Annotated in this window: 17 protein-coding genes; 8 read left to right on the forward strand and 9 right to left on the reverse strand. The window is 41.2% G+C overall.

What is annotated here, in order from left to right; genetic code table 11:
• The first annotated feature begins 78 nt into the window (after positions 1-78).
• Positions 79-666 (forward strand): hypothetical protein, encoded by a 588-nt coding sequence (locus DESGI_RS14955; RefSeq protein WP_006520622.1) that lies wholly within the window; start codon positions 79-81, stop codon positions 664-666.
• 299 nt (positions 667-965) lie between these two features.
• On the opposite strand, the gene DESGI_RS14960 is transcribed toward DESGI_RS14955, so the two are convergent.
• The 5 genes from DESGI_RS14960 to DESGI_RS26175 form a co-directional block, all read right to left on the reverse strand.
• On the reverse strand, positions 966-2,150 hold the full coding sequence (locus DESGI_RS14960) for a copper amine oxidase N-terminal domain-containing protein (protein WP_006520621.1): 1,185 nt from the start codon (positions 2,148-2,150) through the stop codon (positions 966-968).
• Positions 2,151-2,240: 90 nt separating this feature from the next.
• Positions 2,241-3,881, reverse strand: a complete 1,641-nt coding sequence (locus tag DESGI_RS14965) for a stalk domain-containing protein (RefSeq protein ID WP_006520620.1) — start codon at positions 3,879-3,881, stop codon at positions 2,241-2,243.
• A gap of 281 nt (positions 3,882-4,162) precedes the next feature.
• Positions 4,163-4,408: a stalk domain-containing protein gene (locus DESGI_RS26495; protein WP_006520618.1), complete on the reverse strand. Its 246-nt coding sequence runs from the start codon at positions 4,406-4,408 to the stop codon at positions 4,163-4,165.
• Positions 4,409-4,437: 29 nt separating this feature from the next.
• Positions 4,438-4,599 (reverse strand): hypothetical protein, encoded by a 162-nt coding sequence (locus tag DESGI_RS24690; RefSeq protein WP_157872795.1) that lies wholly within the window; start codon positions 4,597-4,599, stop codon positions 4,438-4,440.
• Positions 4,600-4,648: 49 nt separating this feature from the next.
• Complete coding sequence (locus DESGI_RS26175; RefSeq protein WP_041284924.1) at positions 4,649-4,975, reverse strand: RNA polymerase sigma factor; 327 nt, start codon at positions 4,973-4,975, stop codon at positions 4,649-4,651.
• A gap of 847 nt (positions 4,976-5,822) precedes the next feature.
• Between DESGI_RS26175 and DESGI_RS14985 the strand changes: the two genes are divergently transcribed.
• From DESGI_RS14985 to DESGI_RS23205, 5 genes are all read left to right on the forward strand, one after another.
• Positions 5,823-6,395 carry an RNA polymerase sigma factor gene (locus DESGI_RS14985; protein WP_006520616.1) on the forward strand — a complete coding sequence of 191 codons (573 nt, stop codon included), beginning with the start codon at positions 5,823-5,825 and terminating at the stop codon, positions 6,393-6,395.
• A complete protein-coding gene (locus DESGI_RS14990; protein ID WP_006520615.1) occupies positions 6,385-7,149 on the forward strand; it encodes a DUF4367 domain-containing protein in 765 nt (254 codons plus the stop codon). The genes DESGI_RS14985 and DESGI_RS14990 overlap by 11 nt, the downstream gene beginning before the upstream one ends.
• Positions 7,150-7,262: 113 nt before the next feature.
• Positions 7,263-7,697 (forward strand): hypothetical protein, encoded by a 435-nt coding sequence (locus DESGI_RS14995; protein ID WP_006520614.1) that lies wholly within the window; start codon positions 7,263-7,265, stop codon positions 7,695-7,697.
• Between the two features lie 74 nt (positions 7,698-7,771).
• Positions 7,772-8,428: a leucine-rich repeat domain-containing protein gene (locus DESGI_RS23200; RefSeq protein ID WP_006520613.1), complete on the forward strand. Its 657-nt coding sequence runs from the start codon at positions 7,772-7,774 to the stop codon at positions 8,426-8,428.
• A 15-nt stretch (positions 8,429-8,443) separates the two neighbouring features.
• A complete protein-coding gene (locus DESGI_RS23205) occupies positions 8,444-8,896 on the forward strand; it encodes a leucine-rich repeat domain-containing protein (RefSeq protein WP_006520612.1) in 453 nt (150 codons plus the stop codon).
• 97 nt (positions 8,897-8,993) lie between these two features.
• Here the strand turns inward: DESGI_RS23205 and DESGI_RS15005 are convergent, their stop codons facing one another.
• Together DESGI_RS15005 and DESGI_RS15010 are read right to left on the reverse strand one after the other, a co-directional pair.
• On the reverse strand, positions 8,994-9,164 hold the full coding sequence (locus DESGI_RS15005) for a hypothetical protein (RefSeq protein WP_245561105.1): 171 nt from the start codon (positions 9,162-9,164) through the stop codon (positions 8,994-8,996).
• Between the two features lie 86 nt (positions 9,165-9,250).
• Positions 9,251-9,535, reverse strand: a complete 285-nt coding sequence (locus DESGI_RS15010; protein ID WP_006520610.1) for a hypothetical protein — start codon at positions 9,533-9,535, stop codon at positions 9,251-9,253.
• Positions 9,536-10,070: 535 nt separating this feature from the next.
• Between DESGI_RS15010 and DESGI_RS15015 the strand changes: the two genes are divergently transcribed.
• Entirely contained in the window at positions 10,071-10,319 is a 249-nt protein-coding gene (locus tag DESGI_RS15015; protein ID WP_006520609.1) for a hypothetical protein, read from the forward strand.
• Complete coding sequence (locus DESGI_RS15020) at positions 10,306-10,692, forward strand: type II toxin-antitoxin system VapC family toxin (RefSeq protein ID WP_006520608.1); 387 nt, start codon at positions 10,306-10,308, stop codon at positions 10,690-10,692. Before DESGI_RS15015 ends, DESGI_RS15020 begins: the two co-directional genes overlap by 14 nt.
• 537 nt (positions 10,693-11,229) lie before the next feature.
• On the opposite strand, the gene DESGI_RS15030 is transcribed toward DESGI_RS15020, so the two are convergent.
• Both DESGI_RS15030 and DESGI_RS15035 read right to left on the reverse strand, forming a co-directional pair.
• Positions 11,230-12,408, reverse strand: a complete 1,179-nt coding sequence (locus DESGI_RS15030; protein WP_006520606.1) for a DUF4179 domain-containing protein — start codon at positions 12,406-12,408, stop codon at positions 11,230-11,232.
• Entirely contained in the window at positions 12,405-12,962 is a 558-nt protein-coding gene (locus tag DESGI_RS15035; RefSeq protein WP_006520605.1) for an RNA polymerase sigma factor, read from the reverse strand. Before DESGI_RS15035 ends, DESGI_RS15030 begins: the two co-directional genes overlap by 4 nt.
• Positions 12,963-13,237 lie beyond the last annotated feature (275 nt).

The raw sequence follows: 13,237 nt of genomic DNA on the forward strand, positions 1-13,237 counted from the left end.
GAGTTTGGGAACGGCCATAAAATTCCTTCGTTTCCTTCAGTGGTCTTTCTTAAAATTATTGAAAAGGAGAGATATATTATGGCTACGGGGGAAAGTTTCGTAAAAGTTTATACTACAAACAATTATTATGGGATAAAGTGTGATGTTGTTATTCCGGCTAACCCCGCGGTAGGGGGTAATAGTGACTATTTTGACCTATTCATTGGTCTGGGTGATAAAGCTGAAGGTGGTCTTTCCTATTCTACCGCTGGATGGAAAAAGTTTTTAAACACAGGTTATAAAGCAAGCGGCGGAAACTCCAACTATTGGAGAAGTAATGTTATGACAACCCAGCCAAATGCAGGTGATCGAGTTTCCATTGAATTAATTAATAACTTAGATGGAACTGCTACTTTTAAGGTTAATGGAACCACCTATTGTACCCTGCCAGTATATGGAGGTTTATCTTCACCTACGAAGGTTAAACAGGTACACGGTTGCGAAGATTATACCGGACTGGTTAAACACGATCAAGCTTCATTTTCCTACTTAAAGATCCGGCAAAGTAATGGTTCATACATTAGCTGGGACGGTACCATTCTAACTGATAATCTTATAAAGGTTAACGCAGCAGATTATTACGTATATTCCGTAGTGCCCATGAGTACAAGATTAAATCAAGGTTAAAAATATATAGATTTCTTACTATGGTTCTGGGGAGTACAGATTTTTGTACTCCCTTTTTATGTGCGTCCAGCATGGTTCTGATTTAGTGGGAAAGTTTATACGGCGAGGCTGCACCTGCCTTTTAATCAAAGGATAACCAGCGCATAAAGCTTTGAAAAGCACCATATTGGCAATCCCAAAGCCTGATAAGTTTAACCGAACTTATTAATAATCTCATAAACCTTGACGAGTAGCTGGATACGAACTCGTACGATGGCATGAGAAGGCTAGCCGTTCCTTCATTTTCGGTTTTATTTTTGTCATTCCAGGATAATAAAATTACCACCTCCCACCATTTGCTCTGTTCTTACAATCAAAGTCCATTCTCCGGGACAGATCTTTCCGGGTGAACCGTCTGCGGTTGTACCTATTTGTTCGGATAGGATAAAATTATAATCCATACTTCCGTTAACTAGAGGCAAAGTTTTAATATTAATTAAACTCATTTTGAGTTCTTCGGGATGCGTAGGAAATAATTCAATGCTTGCCTTATCACCAGGAATATAATCTGCATTTATATAAAGAGGTTCTCCCAAATGAACAGATTCAGGTTTAATAGTTATCCCCTTAACTGGGATTAAGAATCCGGTAATCATATCCGATATTTTTTTATACAGTGCTTCATCTTTGAGATAGTAACCTTGGCTGGGATCACCTTGGTGAACGAACCCACCGTCAATAATAGAAATGTAAATGCTTTGGCCATCAACAAGTCTCAGACATGCTTTGACGGAATGTCCCATCTTTACAGGGTCTGAATGAAAACTTTCCTTAACAAGTTTGGACACAGCCTCGTTATATAGAGCTAAGAATTGATTAATTTTATCTTTATCCTTTTCCTTATTGGCAAAAAGAGGTAAAAATTGATTATCGCTTTGATTAAATTCAATTCTGGATACTTCTTTAAGATCTATTTTTGATGGAATTGAATCCTCATGCAAGTTAATGGGTTCGGGTACGGCTTCATCAGGTATAACTTCAGTGATGGTAATGGTTTTATCCACAGCATTAAATTCAATGCTCATGTTTAGGTTTTCCGCAAGAAAGCGCAACGGCACCAGGGTACGCCCATCTTTTATAAAGGGCGGGTTACTTGTTTCCACTTTCTGACCATTTACCAAAGCCTGTTTGCTTTTAAAAGACATTTTAACATTGATTTCATCTTTTGTTATTTCCATAATCTTTGTAGTTGCATCCCATTTTACTGTAGCGCCGAGGATTTTCTCTGTTACAAAACGGGCGGGTAGAAATGCCGTGCCTTTTACCAGCACAGGCGGAACATTAAGCTGGTAAGGGACATCGTTTAATAAAGCGTCCCTACTGCCCAGGGTTAATACCATCTTTTTGACATTATCCCGTGCGTATGCAGCGGTATTGGTCGACCAGAGAGGTGAGACCGACAGTACTGCTGTCAGAATTATAGCAGTGCAGACTTTAAAACCCATAATTAAATGCTCCCTTCTAAGAACATAAACCCATTTTTTCAACATTTCCGTATTTTTTGACAGCTAATTATCTCCATTAAACAAAGGAAACTATTTGCCGGCAACTAAATTAGCCTGCATATTTTGACTATCCCAGGTTAGTTGATATCCTAACGCCAAGGCCAGCTGTCTAAGCTGCACCATAGTAGTGGATCCATTTTTTTCTGTTCCCTGGTATAAACCCCATACATGATTGCCCAGGGTTACCTCCATGTACGATATTACCCCTGCCCCCAACCGCCGGCTATGAAGAGGATCATTATTATCATAATCAATGGGATACCAGACTAATTTCCCCCCCAAAGCTGCGATTGTGTCCCTGAGAGGTACCATTACCTTCCCAGCCGAGCGGTCAAAATATGGTTTTCCAGAAGAATATATGGTGTTTTCCCCAGCCAGGCTGATCTTAACTCCCTGAACTATATCACTATTAAACTGTGGCTTATTAAGTTCGGACAGCATTTCATCCGGGATACTTTTCTGATTGCGCAAGAAAACTACTTTTTCCGGGCCGAGCCATTTTACCTGGTAACTGAAAAACCTGGCCAGCTCTTCCCAGGGGAGCCGCCACACACCACCGTTTTTCCCCATGATACCGGAAAGATAGGGCATGGTACCGTTCATCCGAGCATACTTGCGATCCGGTTCAACGGTCAAGCCCAGTTCAGGGCCACCCAGAATGAATTTGCCCCCGGCATTTTCCACCGGCACCCCCAGATATTGCCCTAAAAAGCTAAGACTAATATACGTTATAGGACTGCTGTTAAACTTGCTGTTGTTGATCAACAAAGGCTGATCGTTTGGATGAATCTGAGCGTTAAATTGGATTTTCCCTTCCTGCCAAACCAGCACCCTGCCCCCATCGTAGGCCACTGCTCGGGGCGTGGGAATTTCCGGGGGTAAAATGAACACTGGCAAGAAGGTGCTGCCCCCGCCGGAACTTACTACCAGCTGCCATTCCCCCGGCCTGATTTGTCCTGGCGAACCATCCATTTTTTTACCCATTTCTTCTTTAAGTGTAAAAGTATGGGAAAAACAATCATGTTCCACTGGCACCCGGTCCAACAAAATGGCCTCCGGGATCGGATAAGGATCAGGTGCGGAAGGAATGGTGCACGGAGAATAAGTTGGCATAAGAAAAATAAGAGCTTCACCCCGGGCATGATCGGAACTGACTGTTACCTGGTCACCTAATTTAAACTCCCGACAATCTAATGTAACTTCACGGGCAGGCACAAACAAACTCATGGCCAGGTCATAAAATTTTTTCCCTAAAGCCTGGTTCGTCACTTGAAAACCATGAAGACCGTCCTCTTGATACCCGGTGATATAATATATTCCCTGATCATACAGATATATGGAGAAACTTTGTCCATCTTTCAGGCAAATAGATACTTCGTTCATAAAAAAGGGGATGTCAGCTCCAAAATCAACCGGCCCCTCCGGACCGATGGTTTTAAAGGCCTGGTTATACATATTTAAGAGACTTAATATTTTTTCCCGATCATTTTCAACGTCGGGGAATGACAAATAGGCCGTATCCGCCCGGGAAAAATCTACCCGTTCCACCTGCTCCAAGGAAAGTTGATTAGGTAAACTTTCTGCCGCCGAAGCTGCAGATAAACCAATTAATAAAAGCACCATAACTACGAAAAACATCTTTTTTATTTTATGCAATGATTTCCTAAGCATTGTAAAACCCCCCATTTTTAGTCCGTACGGTAGTTTTTGTAAACATATTACCGTCCGCTTGTTTACTCGCAAGGATTGTAACGTCACCAGCTTTAGCAAGTTCCACTCTGCTATCCTCACCTTTGATCTTTTTTAATTTTCTGTTACTCAGGTATCCAGGCTGTAAGGTCATAAATTTCCCCGTGGTCATACATTTTTATTGTTAAATAATTGTCTAAAAAATATAGATAATGATCGTACGATTCTATCTGAGTAGGGTTATTTAGCTGGCTTTTTACTTTTCAGGTTGCATTTGAACAGGAAGTTAATGTAGCTATGTATTCTGCCGGACTTTTATCTTTGTTGTTAATGATTACTATTTTTGTCACAGTATCCCTTTCCACATTCATATTTAATGCTTCGCTGGTAAATCTTAAAGGGACATAGGTCGAGCTATTTATAATTTTAGCCGAGGTGTTTAGTTTTAGTTCGGAATCTCCATATTTGGAAAACTGGCTTCCAATAGGCCAGGCATTGACGTTAAACAATTATCTATGTCCCAAATACCTTTTTAACTTTACTGCATACCTGCAAAAAATCCCGCAGTACGGCAACTTAAAACCGCTAATTTAAAGGGCTTACTACAGAAAAATCTTCTATGGTAATCAATAAAGATAAAACCATCAGAATGATTATTAGCAAATGGGATATTTTTCCACAATATAAGCATATTTTTCAAATGGGACCCCCCTTAAGCTCATTTGGCCTTTTCCTTGCACAATTGCAACTTACTTCGCAAGAGGATATTTTTCGGTTTGTCTGCTTTGCCCCGGAGGCGGTACTAGTTGTTTTCGCAATGCCCACCGTCCCGTATTCAACAGCCGGGTTACCGCCGTTTTTTCTATGCCAGTCATCTCTGCTATTTCGATATAACCCAGCCCTAATATCTCTCGCAAAACCAATACCAGCCTTTCTGTAGGCGGCAACGTTAAAAGGGCTTTCTGAACTCTGTTTGTACTGTTGTTCTTTTTCGGCGGGCTTCTTTTATCTTTAGGTAAGTTTTTACCCGGGCTGGATGTGGCTTTATTTCTGTATATTAAACACAGGCTTTTCAAAGCTGTGTTTAAATTTATATTGCCGTTTAATGCGTTAAAAACATCCTTTAATAGCTATTGGGTTTTCCTATGACTGCCGGTTAATCTGTAGCCTGTGTTGTAGAGTAAATTTACTATTTGTTCGGAGGAATTACCCCGCCTAGACATTTCTCTCAGTTTGGGCATGTCCCTTCTCCTTCTCGTTTAAAATTCGGTTTAACGTGCGGCATCGAGTTCAAAATTCTCTATAAATATAGACGTTAAAAATAGAGAAATCGTAGCATAGAATGTCGGCCCATCATGGTAATCTTTGCACATAAACCCGGTCCTTAATAAGTAAGGGCATGAGGGAACGCTTGTCGTGAAAGACTCCCTGGTTACAATCATCTGGGAGATGAATAACCATATGTTATGATTCGGGCGCAGACGGAAAAGAATACGGCGTTGCTTTGCTTATTATTGTTGTAAAAAAACATTTGTTTTATCATGATTTTAATCAATCTTTAACTCCGAAAGTTAAGTTAATCAAGAACCATATTGTCTTTTGATTAAAACTAGGTTAACTTCTTTTCCCTCTACAGTTCAAGAAACATCTGCTCGAACGGAGCTGCGGTGCGTCCAACACGGTGGTATTGTGGTAATTATTGTCTAAAATCAAATTGGATTAAGTATACTTTTGATATGCAATATTTTCCTTTATAGCTTTCTTATCTATATAGACAATCTAAAAACACTTTTGCAATACTTATTTTTAAAATCTTTCTATAATTTTTTTCAAGTCACACTTTAGCTTACTGAAGATGTTTTTGTTTTTTGTCCAATTATCATCTAAATGTCTATATAATCAATGGCAAAGGGTGTGATTTAAGTGATTATGATGATAATCGCCGCAATGGAAGGCGAAGATAATAAGGCTTTTATGCTGAACCTATATCGGGATTATTATGGTCTCGTGCGGAAGACCGTTTACAATATTACCCATGATGCGGACAATGTGGAAGATTTGATCAACGATACGTTCATAAAATTAATTGAAAAAATATCTTTGATTCGAACGCTGGAAAGTTGCAGATTGGCCGCTTATGTTGTCTATACTTCTAAGAGCGTGGCCATCAACTATATAAAACACAAAAGTGTCCAGAGAAAACATGCGTATTATGGAGGGGACACGGATCTAACGGAAAAGGTGCCTGACCTTGAGGACACCATAGAAGAGCGGATTATCCATCATGAAGAAATGGAAGAGATGGGGAATGCCATATTAAGGCTTCCGGAGAAGCAGAAAGATCTATTATATTTTAAGTACATATTGGGAATGGCTGATGCGGAAATAGCAGAAACTTTCGGGATAGCCCCCGGCAGTGTACGGCAATATTTGACAAGAGCCCGAAAAGAAGCCCAAAAACTCATGGATAAGGAGATGAGTACGCGTGCCGAATAACAGCTCGGAACAAGTTCGCAAAAAACTTTATGAGGAATATGAAGACAGCCTGTTTAAATTGATTATGCACGACGTTGCAGAGAAAGAAGGCCGGCTTTTTCTGGAAGAAAAAGAAAAGCTGAAAAATGACCCGGAATTTCTGCCTTCCCGAGCGGCAATCCAAAAATTCAGCCAACAACTGGATACGCAGCTAAAAAAGTCGCAGGCTTATGACAGACGGCGGAGCATTTGGCAAGCTTTAAACAGAGCGGCAGTCGCCATGCTGATTGTTATTGCGATATTTTTTACTACTGTGGCGAACGTGGAGGCAGTGCGCGTCAAGGTGTTGAATTTTCTAATGGATATTCAGAAGGAATATACGTCTTTTCAGTTGAAGGACAGCAGCAACGGTTCGGAGGGGGGCAGTGCAACCATAGACTGGAGCCAAGCTTATGTCCCGACCTATATACCGGAAGGATTTGAAGTCAGGACTGTTTCCGATGGTAAACTTTTAAAAACGATTGAATTTAAGAATCCGCAAGGCTCGTTGGTTACTTATACAGAATTAAGCGAAGGCACCAAGCCCGCACTGGATACCGAAAACGCTTCCGTCTTTGAAGCAGTCAGTATCAACGGGCATGAGGGAACGCTGGTAGTGAAAAACTCTCTGGTTACCATCATTTGGGCAATGCAAGACCGAATGTTCATGATTCGGGGACAGATAGAGAAAGACATGGCTATAAAGATGGCCGAGGGAGTAAACTATATAGATTAACTAAAGAAGAAATATTTCCCCCCCCCCAAAAAAAAAAAAAATAGAAAAATTGTTGCAAAAGCCTCCTTGGATTGTCTTTTCTAATGAAAGATATTTTAAGGAGGTTTTTGTTTATGAAAAAATTCGTCTGCATTGGTATTCTTGTCTTTATGGCCGTTTTCTTGACTGTTACGGCTTACGCGGCTGACAGGACCAAAAACCCAGGGACACAAGGCGTAATAACGCCTCAATTCACCTACATTTCGGTGTCAACTCCGGACTTGTCAATCGACTCGCTAGGGACAGCCACCTGCGCAGGGCTTGCTTCAGCTTACGACAGTTCGCACACAACCAAGCTGACCGTCCAATTGCAAAAATCCAACGCTGGCGGCTGGAGCACAATCAAGTCGTGGTCAGCGTCATCAACTGGGGCCTCCCTCGCCAAAATAGAAGAGGATTATTATGTTGTCCGCGGCAGCTATCGGGTATGCGCCACCGCTAAAGTTTATAACGCTTCCGGTACACTGTTGGAAAGTCAATCATTATATTCTGACACGGTGATATATTGAATTGGGTTGCTATAATTATCAACAAAACAGGGCTATCAAGTATCTTCTAATCTGAAGTATATGGAGGAACAGGAATGAAATTTTTGCCAAGAACTGTTGGTATGTTAACCATGATGGCGTTGCTGGTTGTTGCTTTAAGCAGTATGGGTTGTACCGGAGAGACAAACACAGGTGATTTCGTGGTTAAAAATGGCGTATTAACACGCTACGCAGGGGCTGATCCGGTTGAAGTCGGCGATTCACCGCCAGATGACATAGAGGTCGGGATGGTCGTCAATATTCCTGACAATTTAGGCATTACCGCCATTGGGGGTCTGGCTTTCAGCTATCGCCCCGGCATTTCAGAAGTGACCATCCCCAAAGGGGTCGTATCCATTGGCGAGGGTGCGTTCGGGAATTGCACCGGCTTGGCATCGGTCACAATTCCCGATACGTTGGAATCTATTGGCAACGGTGCCTTCGCTGGTTGCAGCAGTTTAACCTCCGTCAGCATCCCGGACAGCGTAACCTCCATCGGCCCCTCTGCGTTTAGTGACTGCAGTAGCTTAGCCTCGGTAACGATGGGGAGCGGTGTGACCTCCATCGGCAACCATGCCTTTTCGGGGACCAAACTATCCTCTCCCGTAATCATTAATGATGGAAAAACGCTGTACTATGTGCCCCCCGGACTGACCAGCTATACCATACCCGATACCGTGACCACTATAAACGACTACGCATTCTCTAATTGAAGCAGCCTCACTTCCATGACCATTCCGGACAGCGTCACCACCATCGGCGATTACGCCTTTGAGTGGTGCAGCCAACTCAAGTCCGTCACCATCCCGGCCAGTGTGACCCAAATTGGTAGAGCTGCTTTTAATCGTACCGGTATTTCTGAACCGGTTATCATCCACCAGGGCAAACTGCTTTGCTATGTTCCGGTCAGCTACACCGCCTATACCATACCGGATACCGTTACCGAAATAAACGCCGGCGCTTTTGGAAATTGCAGCCGGCTTAAAACCATCACCTTGCCGGAGAGCGTAACCAAAATTGGTGATGGGGCCTTCTTTAATTGCACCGGCTTGACCTCCATTACCATTCCGGCCAGCGTAACCTTTATTGGCAAAACGGCGTTCGATGGTTGCGAGAACCTTACGATCATTTACCCGAAGGACTCGTATGCGCAGCAGTACGCGGTTGAAAACGCGATTTAGTATACAAGCTGATTTCGGCGCAGCTTAGATGACCGCGCCAACACGTTCTTATTGATACAACCTATCGGGCAGGCAAGTTGTTTTCAGCATTTGTTTCTTACGGGTTTTTCAGAGTCTTGTCATGCTCTCCACAGTTTCTTAAAGTAATTACATCTTCTTCCCAGTCAAATGTAATGCGTAGTCCCATGGTGGCGCTCGCTTCCCATATTCTTTTAGTACCTTGAATGCGCTTAACTCTTAAAGACGGGTGATAAATATTATCCGACATTAAATTTATAGCTCTTTTTATAAAGTCCTGTTGCTGTGAATCCATTTTTTTGTACATTCGTTTAAAACGTTCAGTTCTTTGGAATTTCATTGATCTAAGTCCTTTAGAAGGTCTTCCGCGTTTTCAAACGATTTAACCTTTCCAGCAACTATATCTTCTTCTGCTTCTTTCTCGCCTTTTTGCCACTCCCTAGTCCAGAACCATGTTTGATCAGCGGGAATTAGTTTCATAGGAATAAGAATAACTTTGCCATCTTCTATTTGCACTTGAAAAATATCTCCATCGTTTAATGGTATGTTGTGTTCTTTTAGCAGTCCCAGACTCACTACACCTCGCTTCTGTACGATTATATTACCTACTACTTGACCCATGACGCTCACTCCTATTTACTACTGTTTTGCAGTAATACTGTTTTTCATCATATTACAGCGGAAAGAAATTATTGTCAACCTATGCATAAAAGAAAAGTGATTTAGGTTGTATTTCTATCGTCTAATTTACCTTAAGATTTCATTCTTCAGGAATCTGTATGGTGAAGCTGCCCAAACTTTCCCGATACTCCCAGTAAATTGGTAACCTCCCGGACCGGTCCTCTACTAAAAAGACTATCTTTGTCAGGGGAAAGGTTCCAAATTTTTTAGAAAATTTATTTATCACTATCCCTAACAAAATCCTAATTAGTTCCTTAATTTATCCCTTGCTTCATAACCATTTCAAAGTTATCTTGCAAAGCTTCTACAGCTTTGGAATTAGATTATATAACGTTTAAGAGTTAAACTAACATTTGGTCTGTAGGATATTGATCCCTGACCTATTACAATAAACCGTCAAATGGTATAATATATTGTAGTATGAATAAATAAAAAATTGTCATTCTTTTTCATTAGATGAAGGGAGTGAATCCTATTGGACTTCGTTAGAAAAGTTGCGAACAGTAATATATTAGCAAGCATAATAGATATACCCGAAAGCCTAAGGAACAAAAAGGTTGAGATACTAATTTTTCCTTATGAGAATGAGCATGGGGAAGCCAGCACAGACCAGAAACCGAAAAGAGCCAGAGGCTCATTAGAGAAGTACAAGAACAAGGGACTGCGGGCTTTGGAAGATGGTGCATGGGCAAAGGCGGCGGTGGATAAACATGAAAATAGTTGATGCCAATATTGTTTTAAGGTATTTATTAAACGATTCGGATGATTTGTCAGAGAAGGCCGCCGAAATACTTGAGAATAATATGGTCTTTCTTCCGAATGAAGTTATAGCAGAGATTGTCTATGTGTTGGAGAAGCTTTACAAAGTGGAAAGAAGAAAAATAACCAGCGTCTTATTAGAACTTTTTGAATATGGTAATTTAGAAGTTAGCGACTTTGGAATGGTTAATGAAGCGTTAAAGGTTTACGCCGAGAGGAAATTGGATTTCGTAGATACATTATTATATGCCTATCACAAGTTGGGAAAACATGAGGTATATACTTTTGATAAAAAGCTGAATAACTTGTTAAAATCTAAGGAAAACCTTTATGAATAATATGCTTATATTTCCTAACCCTATGGATAATGTTACTAATCATATATACTGGAACTACAATTCGGAGTTAAAAAGCCCCCAAGCCCTTGTACCATGCGGATTTGTGGGGTTTTTAATATACAGGAAACCAGGGGCTTTAGTGCTATTACCACCGAAGTTGATAAAAAAGCAGGTCAACAATTATATTTTGCCATAAACGACAAGACTGAAGCTGCTGACTTGGAAGCTTTAGAAGAGGCAGAGTATACTTGGATATTTGAATCAACAGAAACATGCTGTGTTGATCAATTGTTTTAAAAATAAAAATTGCTAATCTTGAATGTTAATATTGTTTTTCTACTTTTAATCCTCGAAAAGGTGTGGCCCCCTTTCTGTCCGCCCTGTTCGCGCACTGCTCTTACCAGCATGTCCCAGGGTGGTTGGGAGTCCAGTGTTGTGCTGGTGCTGTAGTTAACTTTCATATGATATAAATATAAAAAAAAGAAACTCTTTTTTTATAACTGCAAGAGTCCCTTTTCTTTCGGCTATGCTATTTATTCAATAGATCTTAACGCGCATATTTACAGGAGTTACTTCCTCAATTTGGGTTTCAGGATCATGGCTGCTCAGGCTCTCAATAACCCAATACAGCTCCTTTGGCTTGGTAAAGTATGCGCTTTCGAACTGAGACCGGACATTGCCGCTGTCGGTGAGGATCTCATCGTCCATATGCTTGTAAATTCGCCCGGTCTCATCCTCAAGATGCATCTCATAGAAGAAGCCCGGGTACGGAGCACTCTTTTTCTCAACAACATCGATTTTAAGGCTGGTCACTGTGGGATAAACCTTGACATAATCCAGTTTTAAGACAAGGTCATAACCGCCCTTTTTAATAACGAAGTCCTTTCCTTCATATATCAATGGCTTTGCATTTGCCAAGCTCGATGAAACACTAAATGCAACCTTCCATTCGCCGGCAATAATTTTTGTGCTTTCATGGCCAGAACTGTGGGTGGCATCCCGGAATCCATTGATGTCCATGGTAATGGTTGAAGGAAACTCTCCGGTTTGGCCCTGATTAACAACCTCCATCCAGCCAGCGAGTGTTCCGCTCCGATCCATTGAGCCTTCTTGCCCCTCCCCTGGGCCGATGATCCACTTGGATATCCAATTGTTTTCCTGTATGGTAGCCAAATCCATCTGGCCATCTTTAATGCGAACAATAATTTGGCCTTGATCATCGCTCAAGGTCATATTGTTAAACCACAGACTTTTTACATCCTTATATTTTTCCTCATCCAATTCTACAGAGAAGGAAATCAGCATGCGCTTTTGATCCGGTATAACATTGTCGATGGTGAAACTAATACCGTTGCTTATCGCAGTTTTATTTATATTGGCGCCATATCCGCTCCGAATCGCCTCTTCGACACCTTTATCCCTTTCCCTGATGGCATGCATGCCTTTATCAAATTGGATCAATTCCACTAAATTTGATATCAAGGGTATTTTGCCGACAGTTTCTGCAAAACTGGGAAACAAATTGACAGAGAATACAAAGGCAAATATTATTGCAAAGGCAACAGCCCATCTGGTAAACTTCTTATTTTTGCTCCTCTCAGGTCTGCAAATTTGATTAAGAGCCGTTATGGTTTTTTCCTTTAGACGAGTAGAGGGTTCTTCGTGCATAAAGGATATATGAAGCACTTCTCTGATTTTATTTTCCAACCCGGTCACAGTTTCAGCACCTCCTCAATCGGTGGGTGTACCTTGATTTTTTGCCTCATCTTGTTTAAACCTGTATTAATCCTTGATTTTACCGTGCCAACGGGAATCCCTAAAATTGCTGCCACCTCTTCCTGGGAAAAACCGTTAAAGTATTTTAAGACGATCACTTCCCCCACCTTATAGGGCAGTTCGCTGATAATAGCCCGCAGAATCTTTTTCTGTTCATCTTCCTCAAGCACCGCAAAAGGATCATACGTATCCCTAGCGTTTAATGGGCCTTTTCTGAATGATTGAAAAAGGCTGGTCCATTTATGACTTCTGATCATATTCCTTGCTACATTGACCACGGTTCGATATAACCACGCTTCAAAGGAGCAGCATGGACTAAATAGATTGATCTTGGTAACTGCCCGGATAAATGCTTCCTGGGTGATATCTTCCGCTAATGTACGGTTCCCGGCAAAAATCAAGGCTGTTTGATATATCTGGCGATGGTATTTTTCAAACAATAATCCCCATGCTTCTTTATCTTTCTCTTTACAGCGCTGTAAAAGTTCATCCAATATGTTCACCTCCTACTCTATATACACGAGTTCCCGGTGTTTCGTTCATTTTTTTCATAATTTTATATTCGTTTGATGCTTTTAACTCAGGTTAAATTAGTCCATGGTACAGAAGGCAACAACTGTCTCTACGAAAATGCAGAATTTCAAAATACGCAATATAAGAATAGTTCCGGCGTTTGGACTCCCTGGACAAGTTCATATAGCAAAGCATTCGATACAGGAACAGAAGTGGATCCAATCACAGTGACTATGTTGAAAAAGAAACTATGCCG

Origin of the sequence: Desulfoscipio gibsoniae DSM 7213, assembly GCF_000233715.2 — a bacterium.
GTDB lineage: Bacteria > Bacillota > Desulfotomaculia > Desulfotomaculales > Desulfallaceae > Sporotomaculum > Sporotomaculum gibsoniae.

Bases quoted from the DNA above. Each gene is read 5' to 3' on its own strand.
- DESGI_RS14955 (WP_006520622.1), top strand. From the start codon at position 79: ATGGCTACGGGGGAAAGTTTCGTAAAAGTTTATACTACAAACAATTAT.
- DESGI_RS14960 (WP_006520621.1), bottom strand. From the start codon at position 2,150: ATGGGTTTTAAAGTCTGCACTGCTATAATTCTGACAGCAGTACTGTCG.
- DESGI_RS14965 (WP_006520620.1), bottom strand. From the start codon at position 3,881: ATGCTTAGGAAATCATTGCATAAAATAAAAAAGATGTTTTTCGTAGTT.
- DESGI_RS14995 (WP_006520614.1), top strand. From the start codon at position 7,263: ATGAAAAAATTCGTCTGCATTGGTATTCTTGTCTTTATGGCCGTTTTC.
- DESGI_RS23200 (WP_006520613.1), top strand. From the start codon at position 7,772: ATGAAATTTTTGCCAAGAACTGTTGGTATGTTAACCATGATGGCGTTG.
- DESGI_RS23205 (WP_006520612.1), top strand. From the start codon at position 8,444: ATGACCATTCCGGACAGCGTCACCACCATCGGCGATTACGCCTTTGAG.
- DESGI_RS15005 (WP_245561105.1), bottom strand. From the start codon at position 9,164: ATGTCGGATAATATTTATCACCCGTCTTTAAGAGTTAAGCGCATTCAA.
- DESGI_RS15010 (WP_006520610.1), bottom strand. From the start codon at position 9,535: ATGGGTCAAGTAGTAGGTAATATAATCGTACAGAAGCGAGGTGTAGTG.
- DESGI_RS15020 (WP_006520608.1), top strand. From the start codon at position 10,306: ATGAAAATAGTTGATGCCAATATTGTTTTAAGGTATTTATTAAACGAT.